Source organism: Dysgonomonas sp. HGC4 (assembly GCF_001261715.1).
In the GTDB taxonomy this organism is placed as follows: Bacteria; Bacteroidota; Bacteroidia; order Bacteroidales; family Dysgonomonadaceae; genus Dysgonomonas_A.
In genome coordinates, this window is the sequence record NZ_CVRU01000170.1 from 1 (window position 1) to 14,520 (window position 14,520).

At 35.8% G+C, this 14,520-nt stretch carries 14 protein-coding genes and 1 tRNA gene; 4 read left to right on the plus strand and 11 right to left on the minus strand.

Annotated elements, in window-relative coordinates:
- Positions 1-69: 69 nt before the first annotated feature.
- From HGC4_RS16420 to HGC4_RS16460, 9 genes are all read right to left on the minus strand, one after another.
- Entirely contained in the window at positions 70-786 is a 717-nt protein-coding gene (locus HGC4_RS16420; protein ID WP_082204219.1) for a DKNYY domain-containing protein, read from the minus strand.
- Between the two features lie 143 nt (positions 787-929).
- Positions 930-1,017: transfer RNA gene (locus HGC4_RS16425), tRNA-Ser, on the minus strand.
- Positions 1,018-1,165: 148 nt separating this feature from the next.
- Positions 1,166-2,056, minus strand: coding sequence for an endonuclease/exonuclease/phosphatase family protein (locus HGC4_RS16430; RefSeq protein WP_087880188.1), 891 nt, complete (start codon positions 2,054-2,056; stop codon positions 1,166-1,168).
- Between the two features lie 34 nt (positions 2,057-2,090).
- On the minus strand, positions 2,091-4,979 hold the full coding sequence (locus HGC4_RS16435) for a PD-(D/E)XK nuclease family protein (RefSeq protein ID WP_050711226.1): 2,889 nt from the start codon (positions 4,977-4,979) through the stop codon (positions 2,091-2,093).
- 95 nt (positions 4,980-5,074) lie between these two features.
- Complete coding sequence (locus tag HGC4_RS16440; protein WP_050711227.1) at positions 5,075-6,052, minus strand: phospholipase A; 978 nt, start codon at positions 6,050-6,052, stop codon at positions 5,075-5,077.
- An 83-nt stretch (positions 6,053-6,135) separates the two neighbouring features.
- Positions 6,136-6,627, minus strand: a complete 492-nt coding sequence (locus tag HGC4_RS16445; RefSeq protein WP_050711228.1) for a YkgJ family cysteine cluster protein — start codon at positions 6,625-6,627, stop codon at positions 6,136-6,138.
- Complete coding sequence (locus HGC4_RS16450) at positions 6,611-7,666, minus strand: asparaginase (RefSeq protein ID WP_050711229.1); 1,056 nt, start codon at positions 7,664-7,666, stop codon at positions 6,611-6,613. The genes HGC4_RS16445 and HGC4_RS16450 overlap by 17 nt, the downstream gene beginning before the upstream one ends.
- A 364-nt stretch (positions 7,667-8,030) precedes the next feature.
- On the minus strand, positions 8,031-9,065 hold the full coding sequence (galE, locus tag HGC4_RS16455) for a UDP-glucose 4-epimerase GalE (protein WP_050711230.1): 1,035 nt from the start codon (positions 9,063-9,065) through the stop codon (positions 8,031-8,033).
- Positions 9,066-9,085: 20 nt separating this feature from the next.
- Positions 9,086-9,538 (minus strand): GNAT family N-acetyltransferase, encoded by a 453-nt coding sequence (locus HGC4_RS16460; RefSeq protein WP_050711231.1) that lies wholly within the window; start codon positions 9,536-9,538, stop codon positions 9,086-9,088.
- 414 nt (positions 9,539-9,952) lie between these two features.
- Here HGC4_RS16460 and rnpA point away from each other — a divergent pair, with 414 nt between their 5' ends.
- Positions 9,953-10,384, plus strand: a complete 432-nt coding sequence (gene rnpA, locus HGC4_RS16465) for a ribonuclease P protein component (RefSeq protein ID WP_050711232.1) — start codon at positions 9,953-9,955, stop codon at positions 10,382-10,384.
- Entirely contained in the window at positions 10,377-10,598 is a 222-nt protein-coding gene (gene yidD, locus HGC4_RS18505) for a membrane protein insertion efficiency factor YidD (protein ID WP_221406882.1), read from the plus strand. The genes rnpA and yidD overlap by 8 nt, the downstream gene beginning before the upstream one ends.
- Positions 10,599-10,600: 2 nt before the next feature.
- Here yidD and HGC4_RS16470 read toward each other — a convergent pair whose 3' ends face one another.
- Together HGC4_RS16470 and HGC4_RS16475 are read right to left on the minus strand one after the other, a co-directional pair.
- Entirely contained in the window at positions 10,601-11,656 is a 1,056-nt protein-coding gene (locus tag HGC4_RS16470) for a winged helix DNA-binding domain-containing protein (RefSeq protein ID WP_050711233.1), read from the minus strand.
- A gap of 52 nt (positions 11,657-11,708) precedes the next feature.
- Positions 11,709-12,371 (minus strand): B3/B4 domain-containing protein, encoded by a 663-nt coding sequence (locus HGC4_RS16475; RefSeq protein ID WP_050711234.1) that lies wholly within the window; start codon positions 12,369-12,371, stop codon positions 11,709-11,711.
- A gap of 231 nt (positions 12,372-12,602) precedes the next feature.
- Here HGC4_RS16475 and HGC4_RS16480 point away from each other — a divergent pair, with 231 nt between their 5' ends.
- A complete protein-coding gene (locus HGC4_RS16480) occupies positions 12,603-13,283 on the plus strand; it encodes a TatD family hydrolase (RefSeq protein WP_082204222.1) in 681 nt (226 codons plus the stop codon).
- A gap of 237 nt (positions 13,284-13,520) precedes the next feature.
- Positions 13,521-14,297, plus strand: a complete 777-nt coding sequence (locus HGC4_RS16485; RefSeq protein WP_050711235.1) for a hypothetical protein — start codon at positions 13,521-13,523, stop codon at positions 14,295-14,297.
- Positions 14,298-14,520: the final 223 nt, after the last annotated feature.

A 14,520-nucleotide genomic window follows, 5' to 3' on the forward strand; every position in this document is an offset into this window, starting at 1 on the left:
GTTTTTTATATAAATATTTATACTTAATCTTTCTCTGAAACGCTTCAGTTGAGAATTATAGACTCTCTTTTAATCCCTGCTTATTCTCCCTCTATAATATACATTCCAATTATCTTTGGCATAGCCATCTTCCATGTATTTAAAAGACGACGCAGAAGCTCCTTTTATTGCTTCTCCTCTATAAAAAACAGTCCAATTATCTTTGGCATAACCACCTCCTAAATTATTAAAAGATGATGAAGAGGCATCTTTAATTACTCCCCCTTTATAAAAAACTGTCCAGCTATCCTTGCCATATCCATCCTCTAAGTATTTAAAAGATGATGAAGAAGCTCCTTTTATTTCCTTCCCTTTGTAAAATACTGTCCAACTATCTTTCGTATATCCGTCACCTAAAGGCTTGGATGAAGAGATAGAGTTTTTTTCAACAACTTTACCTCTGTAATAGGCTCTCCAATTGTCTTTCGCATGACCATCTTTTAAATATTCAAATGAAGAGGAAGAGGCATCCTTAACTATCTTGCCTTTATAAAAAACCCTCCAGTTATCTTTTCCATATCCGCCATCCAAGTACTTAAAAGAGGAAGAGGAGGCATCTTCAACAACTTCTCCATGATAGTATACGCGGAAATTATCTTTTGCATAGCCTCCACCTAAAGGTTTCAAGTTTTTAGGCTGTGTAATTTCTATCGAGGTAAGTTCTCCATTGTTATTCTCGAAAGCTGATAGGTTATCTGATTTAACAAATAGCAAACTAAATATAAATAGGACAACAAGCTTTTTCATAGTACTCAATAATTATTAGATCTGCTAATATACACATTTGATCGAAAATTAGACTTCTCTATTATATGTTTTTCAACTATGGGTCAAAACAAAAAAATCGCTATAAGTATTCAACTTATAGCGATTTCATTTTCCAGATTTGGTGGCGGAGAGAGAGGGATTCGAACCCCCGGTACCTCACAGTACAACGGTTTTCAAGACCGCCGCGATCGACCACTCTGCCATCTCTCCAGTACTTCATTTACGAGGACTTTTCCCCTAAAGCGTTGCAAAGATATGCACTTTTTTCTAATTCCAAAATAATATCTAAGCTTTTTTCTACTTTTTTCAGCAAAGGATTACAAGAAACAACTTAGGCAATTAATAAACAGAAAGATAACTATCGACCTACCCTATTCTTTAATTCAAACAAGACTGGATAATGATCAGAAGAATAATCGGTAAAACTGTCTTTTAGTACCTCTGAAGTAATTGCATCAGCCTCCATATTCTTACTTATATAAATAAAGTCAATTCTACTCTTTGTATCCTCTGTCTCATTCGGATTAAATATTTTTGTATCACAAGTCGAAATAAAGTCTTTATGAAATACTCGGAGAACGTCTACAAAGCCAAAATCAAGAATCTTTTGATGCACACCATAGTCTAATGCCTTACCATTCACTAAATTTTTCACATACGAATATTCAATATCATTCCCTTCCATACTCTTTGCTAATTTTCCATTGTTATAATGTTCCTTATCAAGAGGTGTTACCGAATTAAAATCGCCCATAATCATCCATTTTTCATTTGATGGATAAGATGCTATTGTCTCCAATATAAGATCGATCTCTTCATTTCTCTTTTGATACTTATGAGGGCTTAAATGCAGAACGATAATATTAATATCTTTAATGCGGGCTTTGATAAAGCCATGATGCATATTGTCGAGCACCTTAGATACATTTACAATAGGGCATTTTGAGGTTAATGCTACCGGATAGCCATCTTCTTTCAATAAGACAGCATAAGGGTGTCCGTATTGGCGAGCAAATTCCTCCAAGCGTTTTTGGGTAAAATTATTCATTTCCTCCAATGCCAGTATATCTGGATTCTGATATTTTATCCAATTAGCAAACGATTCTTTATTGGAAGTTGTATCTGTTTCCATACCAACGAGAACATTATAATTAATGATTCTCAGTTTTTCTTGGGCGATAGATAAACTAAAACTGATTGCAAGTAAAAAAAGAAGCATACTCCATGCTTTGAAATGTGTTTTTCTCATGTCAACAATAATTAAGGTTCGAAAGTATAAAATCTTACTTCTTACAAATATTGGTAAAATTGCACCATTCGCAAGGTTTACCTGTTGTAGTTTGAGTAAAAGAAGTATCAATAGAAAAGATTTCTTCCAGACAAGATTCAAAGTGTTCTTTAAATTCCTCTCTTAATCCAGAAAAATCTGTAATAATATCCTTATCTGTTCGGGTAGGTTTGTGCTCTACACTCGGACTAAAGCTAGAATCGAATAAATTACGCAAATAATATATACCGGGTTCTAATACTACTGTAGGATATTCGAGCATATACAGATGTGCATACATAAATACTTGCATAACTGCTTTGGGGCGGTCTTTAGCATCCTTATCAAACAAATGCTCCATGTTCTTAAAAGTAAGCACCCCCTTGCCCGTTTTGTAGTCGATAATGCGGGTATGACCACGCACCTCATCTATACGATCTATAAAGCCTTTTAATGATACCGTTCTACCCGATGGTAATGTATAATTTACAGCAATCCGCTTTTCCGATTCCACGTAAATAAAAGGAGTCAGTTTAGCATCCGTAGCTAAAACCTTTTGTATATATCGCTTAAGAACCTCTCCCGTCAAGAAATTTTGACCGGTGAGCCTCTTTATCTTATTTGCTTTAAAATAATTTTCGGCAAAAGATCTTTCAGTCATTTCGGTAAGTAGCCTATCATCTTTAGCCATTTTATGCAGCAAATCAGCAGTCACCAGCTTACCCTGCAAAGGTTGGTACAGCCACTCCATCACCGAGTGAAATATACTTCCAAATGTGCTGGCTTCTATCGTTTCGGCAATCTCATCTTCCTCCTGCATACGTTCTACTACCGAAAAGTAAAACTGCAAAGGACAGTCGAGATACATGTTTATCGAACTTGCCGATAAACTACGCTCACCTGTAAGGAAAGCACTTAACTTACCTATTATCTGTGGTGTTTTAGGAATTGAAATAGATATACTTTCGTTTGACGAAACTTCATATACAGCCAAACGCTCGCGTATATCAAACATATTCGGATATAGATGCTTAAGCTGATAAAAGTAGCGGCTCACTTCCCCACCCTGCAACCCTTCGGTTCGCGTATCATAAAGAAGATAAATTCGCTTAGCACGATTTATAAGGCGGTAAAAGTGATATGCAAAGATACTATCCTGATGCTCGTAAGTTGGCAAACCAAAACCTTTACGAAGGTTATAAGGGATAAAAGAGTTCGCTCCCTTTTTCATTGGGAATATCCCTTCGTTCATAGAAAGCATAATCAGATTATCAAAATCAAGAGCACGAGTTTCGAGCACTCCCATAACCTGCAATCCCGACAGAGGCTCACCACTAAACGGAACAGTTATTCCAACAATCAGTTTTTTCAGAAGTTTGAAATAAGTATCAACAGACATTTCTGCATCCACATTTTTCAAAGCATCTTCCATCTTATTGATGGTTTTATAATATTCGATGATAAACTCACATTCCATATCTATGGAACGAGTACTCGTATCGTCGTCTGTCTTTTCTAATCGAGATAAAGATAGTGATCGCTCCAAAAGAGCTAATATATCTCTTAAATAAGAGGCTGTATCACTCCAATGCTCCAAAGGTTTGAAAATAAGACTAAGCAAAGGATGAATACTTAATTCTTCTACCGAAACCAATATCTTATTATACTTAATAATATCGGTACGTAAACGCACCACCTCATCGCCTGCAACCCTGGTTATATAACGATGATTGAGAATTGACAACACAAACCGATAATAATAACCGGGATTACCACTTACTATTCTGATATTACGCTGCAATTCGAAAACATGATCCATTAAGCCCGCTATGGATGAATTAACAAGACCATAACCCATAGTTACGTTAATCTTATCAATCTCTTCGGGAATAGAATATAAAGTAGGTAAAAGCAGATTTTCGTCAGGAAGCACCAATGCAGTTTTCAAAGCTTTATCAGGAGACATTATTTGCTCTTCTTCTATCAGTGTCTTAAGTATTGAGTGTACATATTTAGCCTGACCAACTACCGAAGGAATACCGATGACCTCTAAAACAGGTTTCTCCATTTCCAAAGCTTCGGGTTCTAATGATAATTGAGATGGGAAGAACAGTTTATTCTTGTCAATAAAAAATGAAGCTTTATTATCAGAGTCTTTTACTAATGAGGAAGAGTAATCCCAATAAAAATCGGCAACTCCCCTATTCTGTAAATACTTTAAGAGTTCTTCTTCGGATTTACTATGACCATTCAAACCAACAAAAACAATACGTTCGAAGGGTATTTTCAAGTCTAGTTTGGCTTTAGCCTGCTCGGCAACCTCCCTAAAAATCATTCCTTCGTAGGCTAGTCCTTTTTCTCGTAACTCATTTCTTAACGAAGTATAGAGCTCAAATAAAACCTGCCACATTTCGAGAAACTCCTTTTTGCGATCACTCTCTCCTACCGGAATAAAACTAGACCAAAAACGACGAATTGCTGTTATCTGTTCTTCTGTCAGATAGCTAAATCCGGCATCAATCTCTTTTAAATCCTGAATATTAGAAAAGAGTTGCTCTGCATCAACCATGTATTTATCTACATCATCGAAATCGTTGAGAAGCATTTCGCCCCAAAACAAAAACTCATCAAATGTTTCGAGAGAGCCGCTTGCCCGTTTATAGATATTATAAAGCATAAACAACTGCTCAATACGATCGGCAGTATTCAAACCACTCAACCGACTAAACAGATCCGCAATAGTTAATATTTCGGGTGAAAATATTGGTTTTCGGGCAATTTCTGAAAGGTATTTCTGAAAAAATAATCCTGCACGACGGTTAGGAAACACAAAAGTAAAATTACTTACTTCCTGCCCAAATTGCTTATAGTAAGCCTGTGCAACATTATAAAGAAAAGGGATCATCTCTCTTTCAGTTTTAAAGTCTCCGATCTCCTTATTTAACCTATTCGGTTTTTAGAAAAAAGACAGTAAGACTCAATTATATAATATCTCAATCATTAGTATATAAACCTAAAGTTAGGTTTAATTACGAATCCCAGACGAAAACGTTGATGAAATTGATTATAATCTAGCAAACCCTCACCATATCCATTATAAAATTCGAAAAACAAATATTGGTTTTCATCATGAAATAATCGATATGCAAAGTTCATCGTAATATTGGCATTTAGGATATCTCCCCCACGCTTATTTATAACTAAACTAGTGTTGAATTTTTCTTTCTGATTATAACTTATTGCTGAAGTTGCCCAACCTCTATATCGTACAATATTTCTATTGTTCTCTCCATCAACAATAGGCACCCATAGTTTTGTAAAATATGACCAATGATGGTTAATCTTAAACTGTCCTCCAAAACTTACTTTGTTCCAACTTCGAGAATCTTCGCCATCTTTTCCATTCGATTCATGTTCCAACTGAAAAGCAATTTCTCCTAAATATCTATTTTTATAGACCAAAGGTTTAGCTAAACCAATAGATGGATTAAAATTGATATCTCGAAAAGGAAATGATTCTTTAAAAACATCCCAGAATGCCAATTGGGTATATGTTAGAAACAGATAGGTACGGAATGGTAATATACTATTAGTCAAACGTTGCGAAAAACTTATTTGGAATTTCGCATCCGAATTATCCCTATTTGGGTTACGTAATAGTTCTGTACCAACAACAACATAGTTATCTTTATATATACCAAACGAAGGAGAATCATCAAAAACTTTAATCAAACTATCTGCAATAAACTCTCTGTCCGGTTTAAATACCGAGTTTAAAACCTGATCGGCTTTTTGATTAAAACGTGACACGGTTGTAGAATCAGAAGAAAACAACCCTTTACATTTATATTTTTTATATTCGCGAGGCTCCGTATGATCTCTAATTTCGGGCTCTTGTCCAAATAATAAGGCAATATTCCCTACAACAAAAAGAAATAAAAAGAAGGCTATTTTTTTGCCTTTATTCAATTTGTACATAATCTTAATTTCCAATAAATAAATGTGTAAAATAAAGCCGGTAAAGGTATGAATCTATTCCAAGCAAACAAAGTCGCTCTGATCTAATTTTTTACCAGTTCCTTTAAAACCTCATAAGCAATAGGACAAGTTTGCGTATTCTTGACAGTTAACTTATATATTTGACTGAATTTCTTCCGATCGGTATGAGGATATTCCCTGCAAGCTTTTGGACGAGACTCATAAATAGAGCAATAATTGTCAGGCATCAGAAAAGGACATGGCATGGTTCGGAATACATAATCGCCATCCTCATCTACCTTCAAATAAGTCGTTACCACATCCGAGGGCTTCATTCGAAGTGCCTTAGCCATACGTTCAATATCCTTGTCATAAATAGCAGGACCTAGAGAACGGCAACAATTAGCACACTTCAAGCAATCTATTTCAGATGAGAATCTATCGTGCAGATCATGCACTATGCCATCCATCTTATCAAGCCTCTTCTTGTTTTTTTTGAAAAACGAGAGAAACTCAGGTGTATCTTTTTCTGCCATTATTGACAGATTGTTATATTTGTCAGATTTGTCGTTCATCGGGACGTGTTAATTCTCCTGCCAACGGCACACGCATTCTTACTATAATTTCTTCTCGCGAATACTTATGTCCCAATAAATGCATCAATTTTGTAACCGTTGCTTCTATTGTTGCATCATAGCCACTTACTACACCTGCTTTGAGCAATTCGTGACCAGTTTCATAACGTTGCATTTCCACACAACCCATTTCGCACTGAGTTATATTTACAATAATTATGCCTCTTTTTACAGCATCCTGCAAAGCCTCAATAAACCAATCGTATCGAGGTGCATTGCCCGACCCATAGGTTTCGAGCACAACAGCTCTTATCCCTTTTGTATTCAGGATAGCATCTACCACTTCTTTGGTTATTCCCGGAAACATTTTTAGGATAACAATATTCGTATCCATCAAATAATGAAAGATTACTTTTTTCTCGTAATCGGGATTCAAAATTTTGTCTCTGTCGTAACGAATATGTATTCCCGATTTTCCTAACCCCGGATAGTTATACGATTTGAATGCATTAAAGTTGTCAGCATTTATCTTTGTTGAACGGTTTCCCCTTATCAAATTCGTCTGAAAGAAAATACATACTTCGGGCACTACCGGATAACCAATAGAATCTTTATCAGCGGCAATTTCCATTGCCGTAATCAGATTTTCCTTAGCATCGGTTCGCAATTTACCTATTGGCAATTGAGCGCCGGTAAGAACAACGGGCTTCTGCAAATTCTGAATCATAAAACTAAGAGCCGACGCTGTGTAAGCCATAGTATCAGTACCATGTAATATTACAAAACCATCGTGCTCTGCATAATTATCTTCAATTATACGAACAAGTTTTTGCCAGTGAGACGGGCACACATCCGATGAGTCAATAGCGGGTTCAAATACGATCGTATTGATATGATATTTGAATTTCTGCAACTCAGGCATATGGCTCGTAAGATGGGCAAAATCGAACACCTCGAGAACTCCGGTGACGTTGTTTTCGACCATACCGATAGTTCCTCCGGTATAAATCAATAATATATTGGCATTGGTATCTATCATTTTGCCTTTATGGGTTGGGATATACAAAAATACTACTTTTTGACAATAAAAAGAGAAAGGTTTCGTGCTAAAATACATTTTAACAAAACAAGACTGCAACTTATCTTCCGATTTTCAAGAATAAAGTAAGGTTATACTCCTGTATATGAGAGGATATTATACTATTTTTATTTTTCAAAAACAGGCATCACTTTTTGACAATTTGTAAAACAAAAGCACTTACAGACATTTGTTAATTCAACTACCTATAGTATCGTAAAACACTATTATTCAACAACAAGTACAATTACACTTTATAAGCAAACAAAAAAGGATGATTTTAGAGAATCATCCTTTTTTATCTTTTGATATTATATGCATTTAATTACATAATACCTTTTTCTCTTAATTTTTGTTGCCATTTCCAAGCCGAAGCCATTGTATCTTCTATGGTTTCTTTAGCTGTCCAACCCAATACATTATTAGCTTTAGAGGGTTCTGCCCATATTTTAACAATGTCTCCTACACGACGATCAACTATCTTATAGTTTACTTTTGTACCCGATACTTTTTCGAAAATATTGATAAGCTCTAATACCGATACACCATTTCCTGTACCTAGATTAAAGATCTCAACTTTATCAGGAGATTTATCCTGCAACATTCTGTCTATTGCTACAACGTGAGCTTTAGCCAGATCGACTACATTGATAAAATCGCGAACGCACGAACCGTCAGGGGTATCATAATCGTCTCCAAACACGCTCAACTCTTTACGGATACCCATAGCAGTCTGAGTGATAAAAGGAACCAAGTTTTGAGGAACTCCATTAGGTAACTCACCTAGTTCTGCAGTAGGATGTGCTCCTACGGGATTGAAATAACGTAATATTATACTTTTGATATTAGCACCAGAAGTTACAAAATCTTGAATTATCTCTTCATTGATCTGTTTTGTATTTCCATAAGGCGAAGCAGCAGGCTTAATAGGTGCAGTTTCGTCAATAGGATTTACATCAGGCTCACCATACACGGTACATGAAGAAGAGAACACAATCCCTTTCACATTAAACTCGGGCATCACCTCTAATAGGTTGATAAGCGATACCAAATTGTTTTTATAATAAAGGAGAGGTTTTTGAACCGATTCGCCCACTGCTTTACTTGCAGCAAAATGGATTATCCCACTAATAGGAGAATATTTTGCGAACACTTTACGCAAGGCTTCCTCATCATTGCAATCTATTTTTTCGAATGCAGGACGGATTCCTGTTATGCGTTCAATGCCATCAATACTATCAGCAGTAGAGTTTGACAAATTATCTACAATAACAACTTCATAACCTGCATTTTGTAGTTCAACAGCAGTATGTGAACCAATGTAGCCGGTTCCGCCTGTAACTAAAATCTTTTTTTTCATAGCTATTTCAATATTGTAATTTAATTCCGTTTCATTTGTACATGAGGAATATCGTCTTCTAAATAAGGCTCTGAGGTTTGTATAAAACCATGATACTCATAAAATGATTTTAGATACAACTGACCCGATATAGTTATTTTTGTCTCATTAAGCAGAGATTCTTCCAACTCTATCGCTTTATCCATCAATTGATGTCCATAACCATATTTCCGAAAATCGCCTGCGACAACAACCCTGCCAATGGATGCTTCTTCAAAATAATCGCCTCGTTTAAACAATCGGCAATACGCCACTAACGTTTCGCCCACATACCCTTGCAAATGCAAAGCTTTGTAATCTTTATTGTCTACATCTAAATAAGGACAATTTTGCTCTACCACAAACACATCAGCCCTTAAGTGGAGTAATTTGTATAATTTATAAATGTCTAAATCTTCAAAACGGTCTACTTCCCATCTTATTGTATCTGTCATTCTCGTCGTCTTATCTATATTAAGATCCCCTTTTAAGGCTTTAGTAGAAGTAAGAGTCGTCGGATTAATAATAAACAACCGCAAAGGATTACCTCCTACTAAATATGTAATAAGTATTTAATTGTGCTTAAGGTCTCATACCTTTTTATTATCCAGCCAAGTATAACAACGACTGCCAGTCATGGCTTTTAAAATATAACATGAAATGCTTTCAGCTAGTTAAAAACAAAAATACAGTTTTTTTTGCTGTCTCAGAAATATAAATGATGCGATATTCGGCTTCATAAAAAAAACGTATCTTTGCCCCGACTAAGCAGCTATAGATATTAGTTATGCAATACTATAAGTTATAGCAAAAGCTTGTCATTATACTTACAAAAGCAATAAAAAGATCTGAGACTTTAGTACAACAAGATGCCCGAAAAAGAAACTCAATTTACATTCTCTAAAGATGAAAGGCTGTATGCCGAAAAAAGGATTGAAGCTCTTTTTGCAAGTGGTGCTTCTTTCATAGCTTACCCACTAAGGGTTGTATACATAACTCGTGAGATTGAATCTGAAAGCGAATTACCCACCGTTTCGATATTGACCAGTGTTTCTAAAAAACGATTCAAACGGGCGGTAAAACGCAACAGGGTAAAACGCTTGATAAGGGAAGCTTACAGGCTGAATAAAAAAGAACTGATTCATTTTGCTACACAATCGGGCAAATCATACGATATTGCATTTCTTTATTTAAAAAGTGAATTACCCACTTACGCCGAAATAGAGAAAGCAATACTTAAGACTATAAATACTTTAAACGGCAAATATCAACCGGAAGCAAAACGTGAAAACAATTCGTAAAATACTATCCTATATAGTGCTTATACCGATATACTTTTATCGATATTGTATTTCTCCGCTCAAACCGCCCACATGCCGCTATGCACCTACCTGCTCGGAATATGCAGTACAAGCCGTCAAAAAACATGGCCCTATAAAAGGTACATGGCTTGCCATGAAACGGATATCGCGTTGTCATCCGTGGGGAGGGCATGGATACGACCCTGTTCCCTGACTTTAAACGTGAAATAAATCGAACGAATCGGACGCTTTCTTTATTAACTCTCTCGTAGTACCGTCTACCTCTCCAAACAGTTCGGTCTCGGCAAATACCTTATCTTTCTTCTTCACCCTTTTCCACATACCGATAATCTGTCCGTCTTTAACTACAACAGGCTTAAATATTCCATTCTTGGAGATAACTTTACTATAATGTTCATCTAATATAATATGTTCTCTGTTCTTATAACTAACCACAAATTCATCCCAGGCAGGCAGTAAAAAAACAGATTCATTATTCGTTACCTGTTCCTTAAACGAATTATTGATCCAGTACTCTAAAGAATCTATTCTCTCGACAACAAAATCTGACTTTATCATATCCATAGCCTTCCTTGCATCGGATATAGTGAGCCCCGACCACCATACAAAATCTTGCAACGTCGCAGGAGCGTGACTCATAAAATACTTGCGTGCCAATTTTTCTAGAGCTCTATCTTTATCGAACACCTCAGTCTTAGGAATCCTCTCTTCCAACAAACAGTAACTTTGTTTATTACCTTTTATTTCTCCATTGCAAACAATACCGTCTAGCTCTGCTCCAAACATTATATGATTTATATGATGAGAGTCTAGGTTGAGTCCTTTCTCGTTCAAAACATCACTTATCTGAGCTCGGGTTAAATGCTTTCCAAATTCCAATGTTTGTTTAATAATATCTTGAGCTTTCTCTCGTACCGAATCGGTAAGCCCCACCATGGTATTATATGATTTCCACACTGATTTTAGTCGAGGAGCCGACAACGCCAACATCCAATGAATATCTGTGGCAGCAACCAGATGCCATGTCGGTCTCAGAATATGCGTTCTTACAATCAACCCTTTATTTATAGCATCCTCTACCGATTTATTCGTCAGAGCAGGTAAGCGAACTCCAAGAGCCCATTTTGTCATATTGAAATCTTGAGCCTGAACAGCTCCCATCCATGACACTACCTCCTGAGAAGTTTTAAGATCAGAACCCATCAGTAATTGATTACTAAGCCGAAGTTTGGCGATAAACGATGTATCCATTCCTTTATATCTGTTTTATATAAATTATTTAGCAAGTACAAAGTCTGAGACTTTAGAAGTAAAAAACTTCACCTCCATCTGAATTGGTAAAGCGACGCAATAAAGATTGCATATAATCAACAGCCTCAGGCAAGTTTTCTTTACCGTCATATCCGTTGATAATAGCTAGAAAACGAGTTGTACCTACATCCAATTTAGTACGCTCATTGTCACTCGTTGGCGTTCCTACTCCACCAAGGGAATCTCTGTAGACAGGTAAACCTTCGATGTTCAACATACCACGACCGATCCCCTCATAAGGCTCATCTGCAACACCAACACCCAAAGTCAATACATTACCCTCTATTTTATCAGCATCAAAACCACCAATGGAATATCCTGTACGTATAGATACTAGGTTAATAAGATCAACCAAAGTATCAATCTGGTAAAGAGGCAGATCTCGCAATATACGCCGTCCTAAAGCTTCCGACGAGGGACGATAACGATTCGGATCTTTCCCCAATCGCTTATAAGCATTGCGTGTAGCCTCTATTGCAGGTATTTTCTTTACATTATCAATTTGGTAAGTAGTTCTGTATTCTTCGATACAAGTATCAATCTCTTTCCAAAGTTCCGGATCATAGGCTTTATTTTGTACCGTTGCCAAAATAGCCACTCCCGCAAATTCGGGGCAGCGAGTCCTTATATCTTCCGATACTTTAATTGTAAACATAATCCGTTAAGTTTTAATTTAAAATAGCCTATAAAAGTTTTCTATCGTATTACGAACAGAGTTCTATAACACATCTCTGCTACTCCTACAATAGATTAGGAGCTTTACAAATTTAAGTTTTTAGAGAATATATAGAGTCCAAAAAGTTAGTTTATATAAAATTTCGATATTTTTTTGGTGCAATCTGAAAGTTTTGGCTAACTTGCAAAGCTCAGAATTCTTAATTATTTTATGGACTTATATGACATACACACCCACGACGCTCCTTCTCCGAACTCGGATGATGACGAGAGTCTGAGGCGAAACATTTCTTATATTGTAAATGTGTACCCTCTTGGTTTTGAATACGCCAAAGATAACGAAAACTATCCTTGGTTTTCCTGCGGAGTACATCCCTGGTATTCGGAAGATGCAGAACCCCAACTTAAATTTTTGAAAGAAATTGCAGGCGATCCCCGCATTGTAGCTATTGGAGAGGCTGGACTAGACAAACTCAAAGGTCCTGACTTGAAAATTCAACAACCCATATTTGAACAACAAGTTCAATTATCGGAACAGTTACAAAAACCTTTGATTATTCATTGCGTTAAAGCTTGGGAAGAGTTGCTACACATCAAAAAATTGTACAAGCCTCGCCAACCATGGATTATTCATGGATATAAAGGCAAGGTCGAGTTAGCAAAGCAACTTCTATCGCATGGCTTTCTGCTTTCGATCAATGAGCGTTTTAATGATGATGCCATTCGCGAAATACCATTAGACAGGTTATTTTGTGAAACAGACATTTCCGAAACATCTATCGAAGATATTTATAGCGAAGTTGCCAAAGCATTGAATATATCTGTAGAAGTACTGGCTTTGCAAATCGCAGAAAATGTAAAAAGAACATTTCCATTGCTAAGTATCTCCTAATATCTAACAATTTTAAATTATCGTATATTAAAAGGAGACTGAATTCTAAGATAATTTCAGTCTCCTTTTTTTACTATAAACCATACGAATTTACGATGAAATCTCATTTATAATTACTTTTCTGTTATTTTCATCTTGTAATAACACATTATAGACCACCAGAACCCAAAATAAAAATTAAAATCTTGATCTTTATATCAGAAAACATTGTGTCTATATATTTTACAGCATAAAACTATGATATTCAGAAAAAAACTCAGAACTATCGAAAAACAATCTCATGTTATTTATACCAATAAGATGCCATACTGGGTAGATAATAAGGAAGTAATGGAGAAAGACAAACTTATTACTATAGGACAAAACACTCTATTATTTGACATGGATGGTAAAGGCAAGAAAGGGACATGGATAATAAGAGTTATGCAGATCATTATCGGACTATCTATCTGTTTATCGACAATATACACAACAATATATATAATAACTAAGGAGGGCGTTTCTAAAGATTTGTTAGAATTTATTATATATAGTATTTTTTCCTTCTTTCTATTTATATTAGGAGTAATAGTTTTAATAAAAGGTATATATTATCCCGATAAAAAATTTCTTTTTAACCGTATAGATGGGACTATCACTATGCCTGACGGATATATGAATTTGAAAAATAAAACAGTTACAATATTGTTCGAAAACGCAAAATTTTATTACAACTTAATGCCTAAGTCCTATGGGATGTATCGCATCCAGGTATGGGGTCCCTATACCTATGGAAATAAACTGATTGACAATGCTATATCTGCACGTTGGTTATGTTATTATGACAGTAATAAGACAGACCAACGAGAGTACGCTTCATTATTTACATGGTTTATGGATAAGAACCGCCCCTTACCACCGGGTGCTGTTTTCGATCCTTACAGGGAGGCTGACTATCTGAGACGTGAGTCTGAAGGATTCCTCCCTCCGATATATCTATCACATATACCTATATCCGAAACAAAAGTTCATTAATAAAAGCAATACAAAAATTAAAGTTATAAAAGAAATATGGAGAGGCAATCCATATAGTAAAACTAATATTTGATTAGAAATCGGGAAAATAAAATGGAATTACTCTTCCTGTGGACTACACCATTCCTATGACACTCAAGTTTCTTATAAAATAAAGAGTAATTGAAAAATCTTTTGTCTTAAACGAAAGAGATTTCTTATATCTAATCAACATAGGAACCTT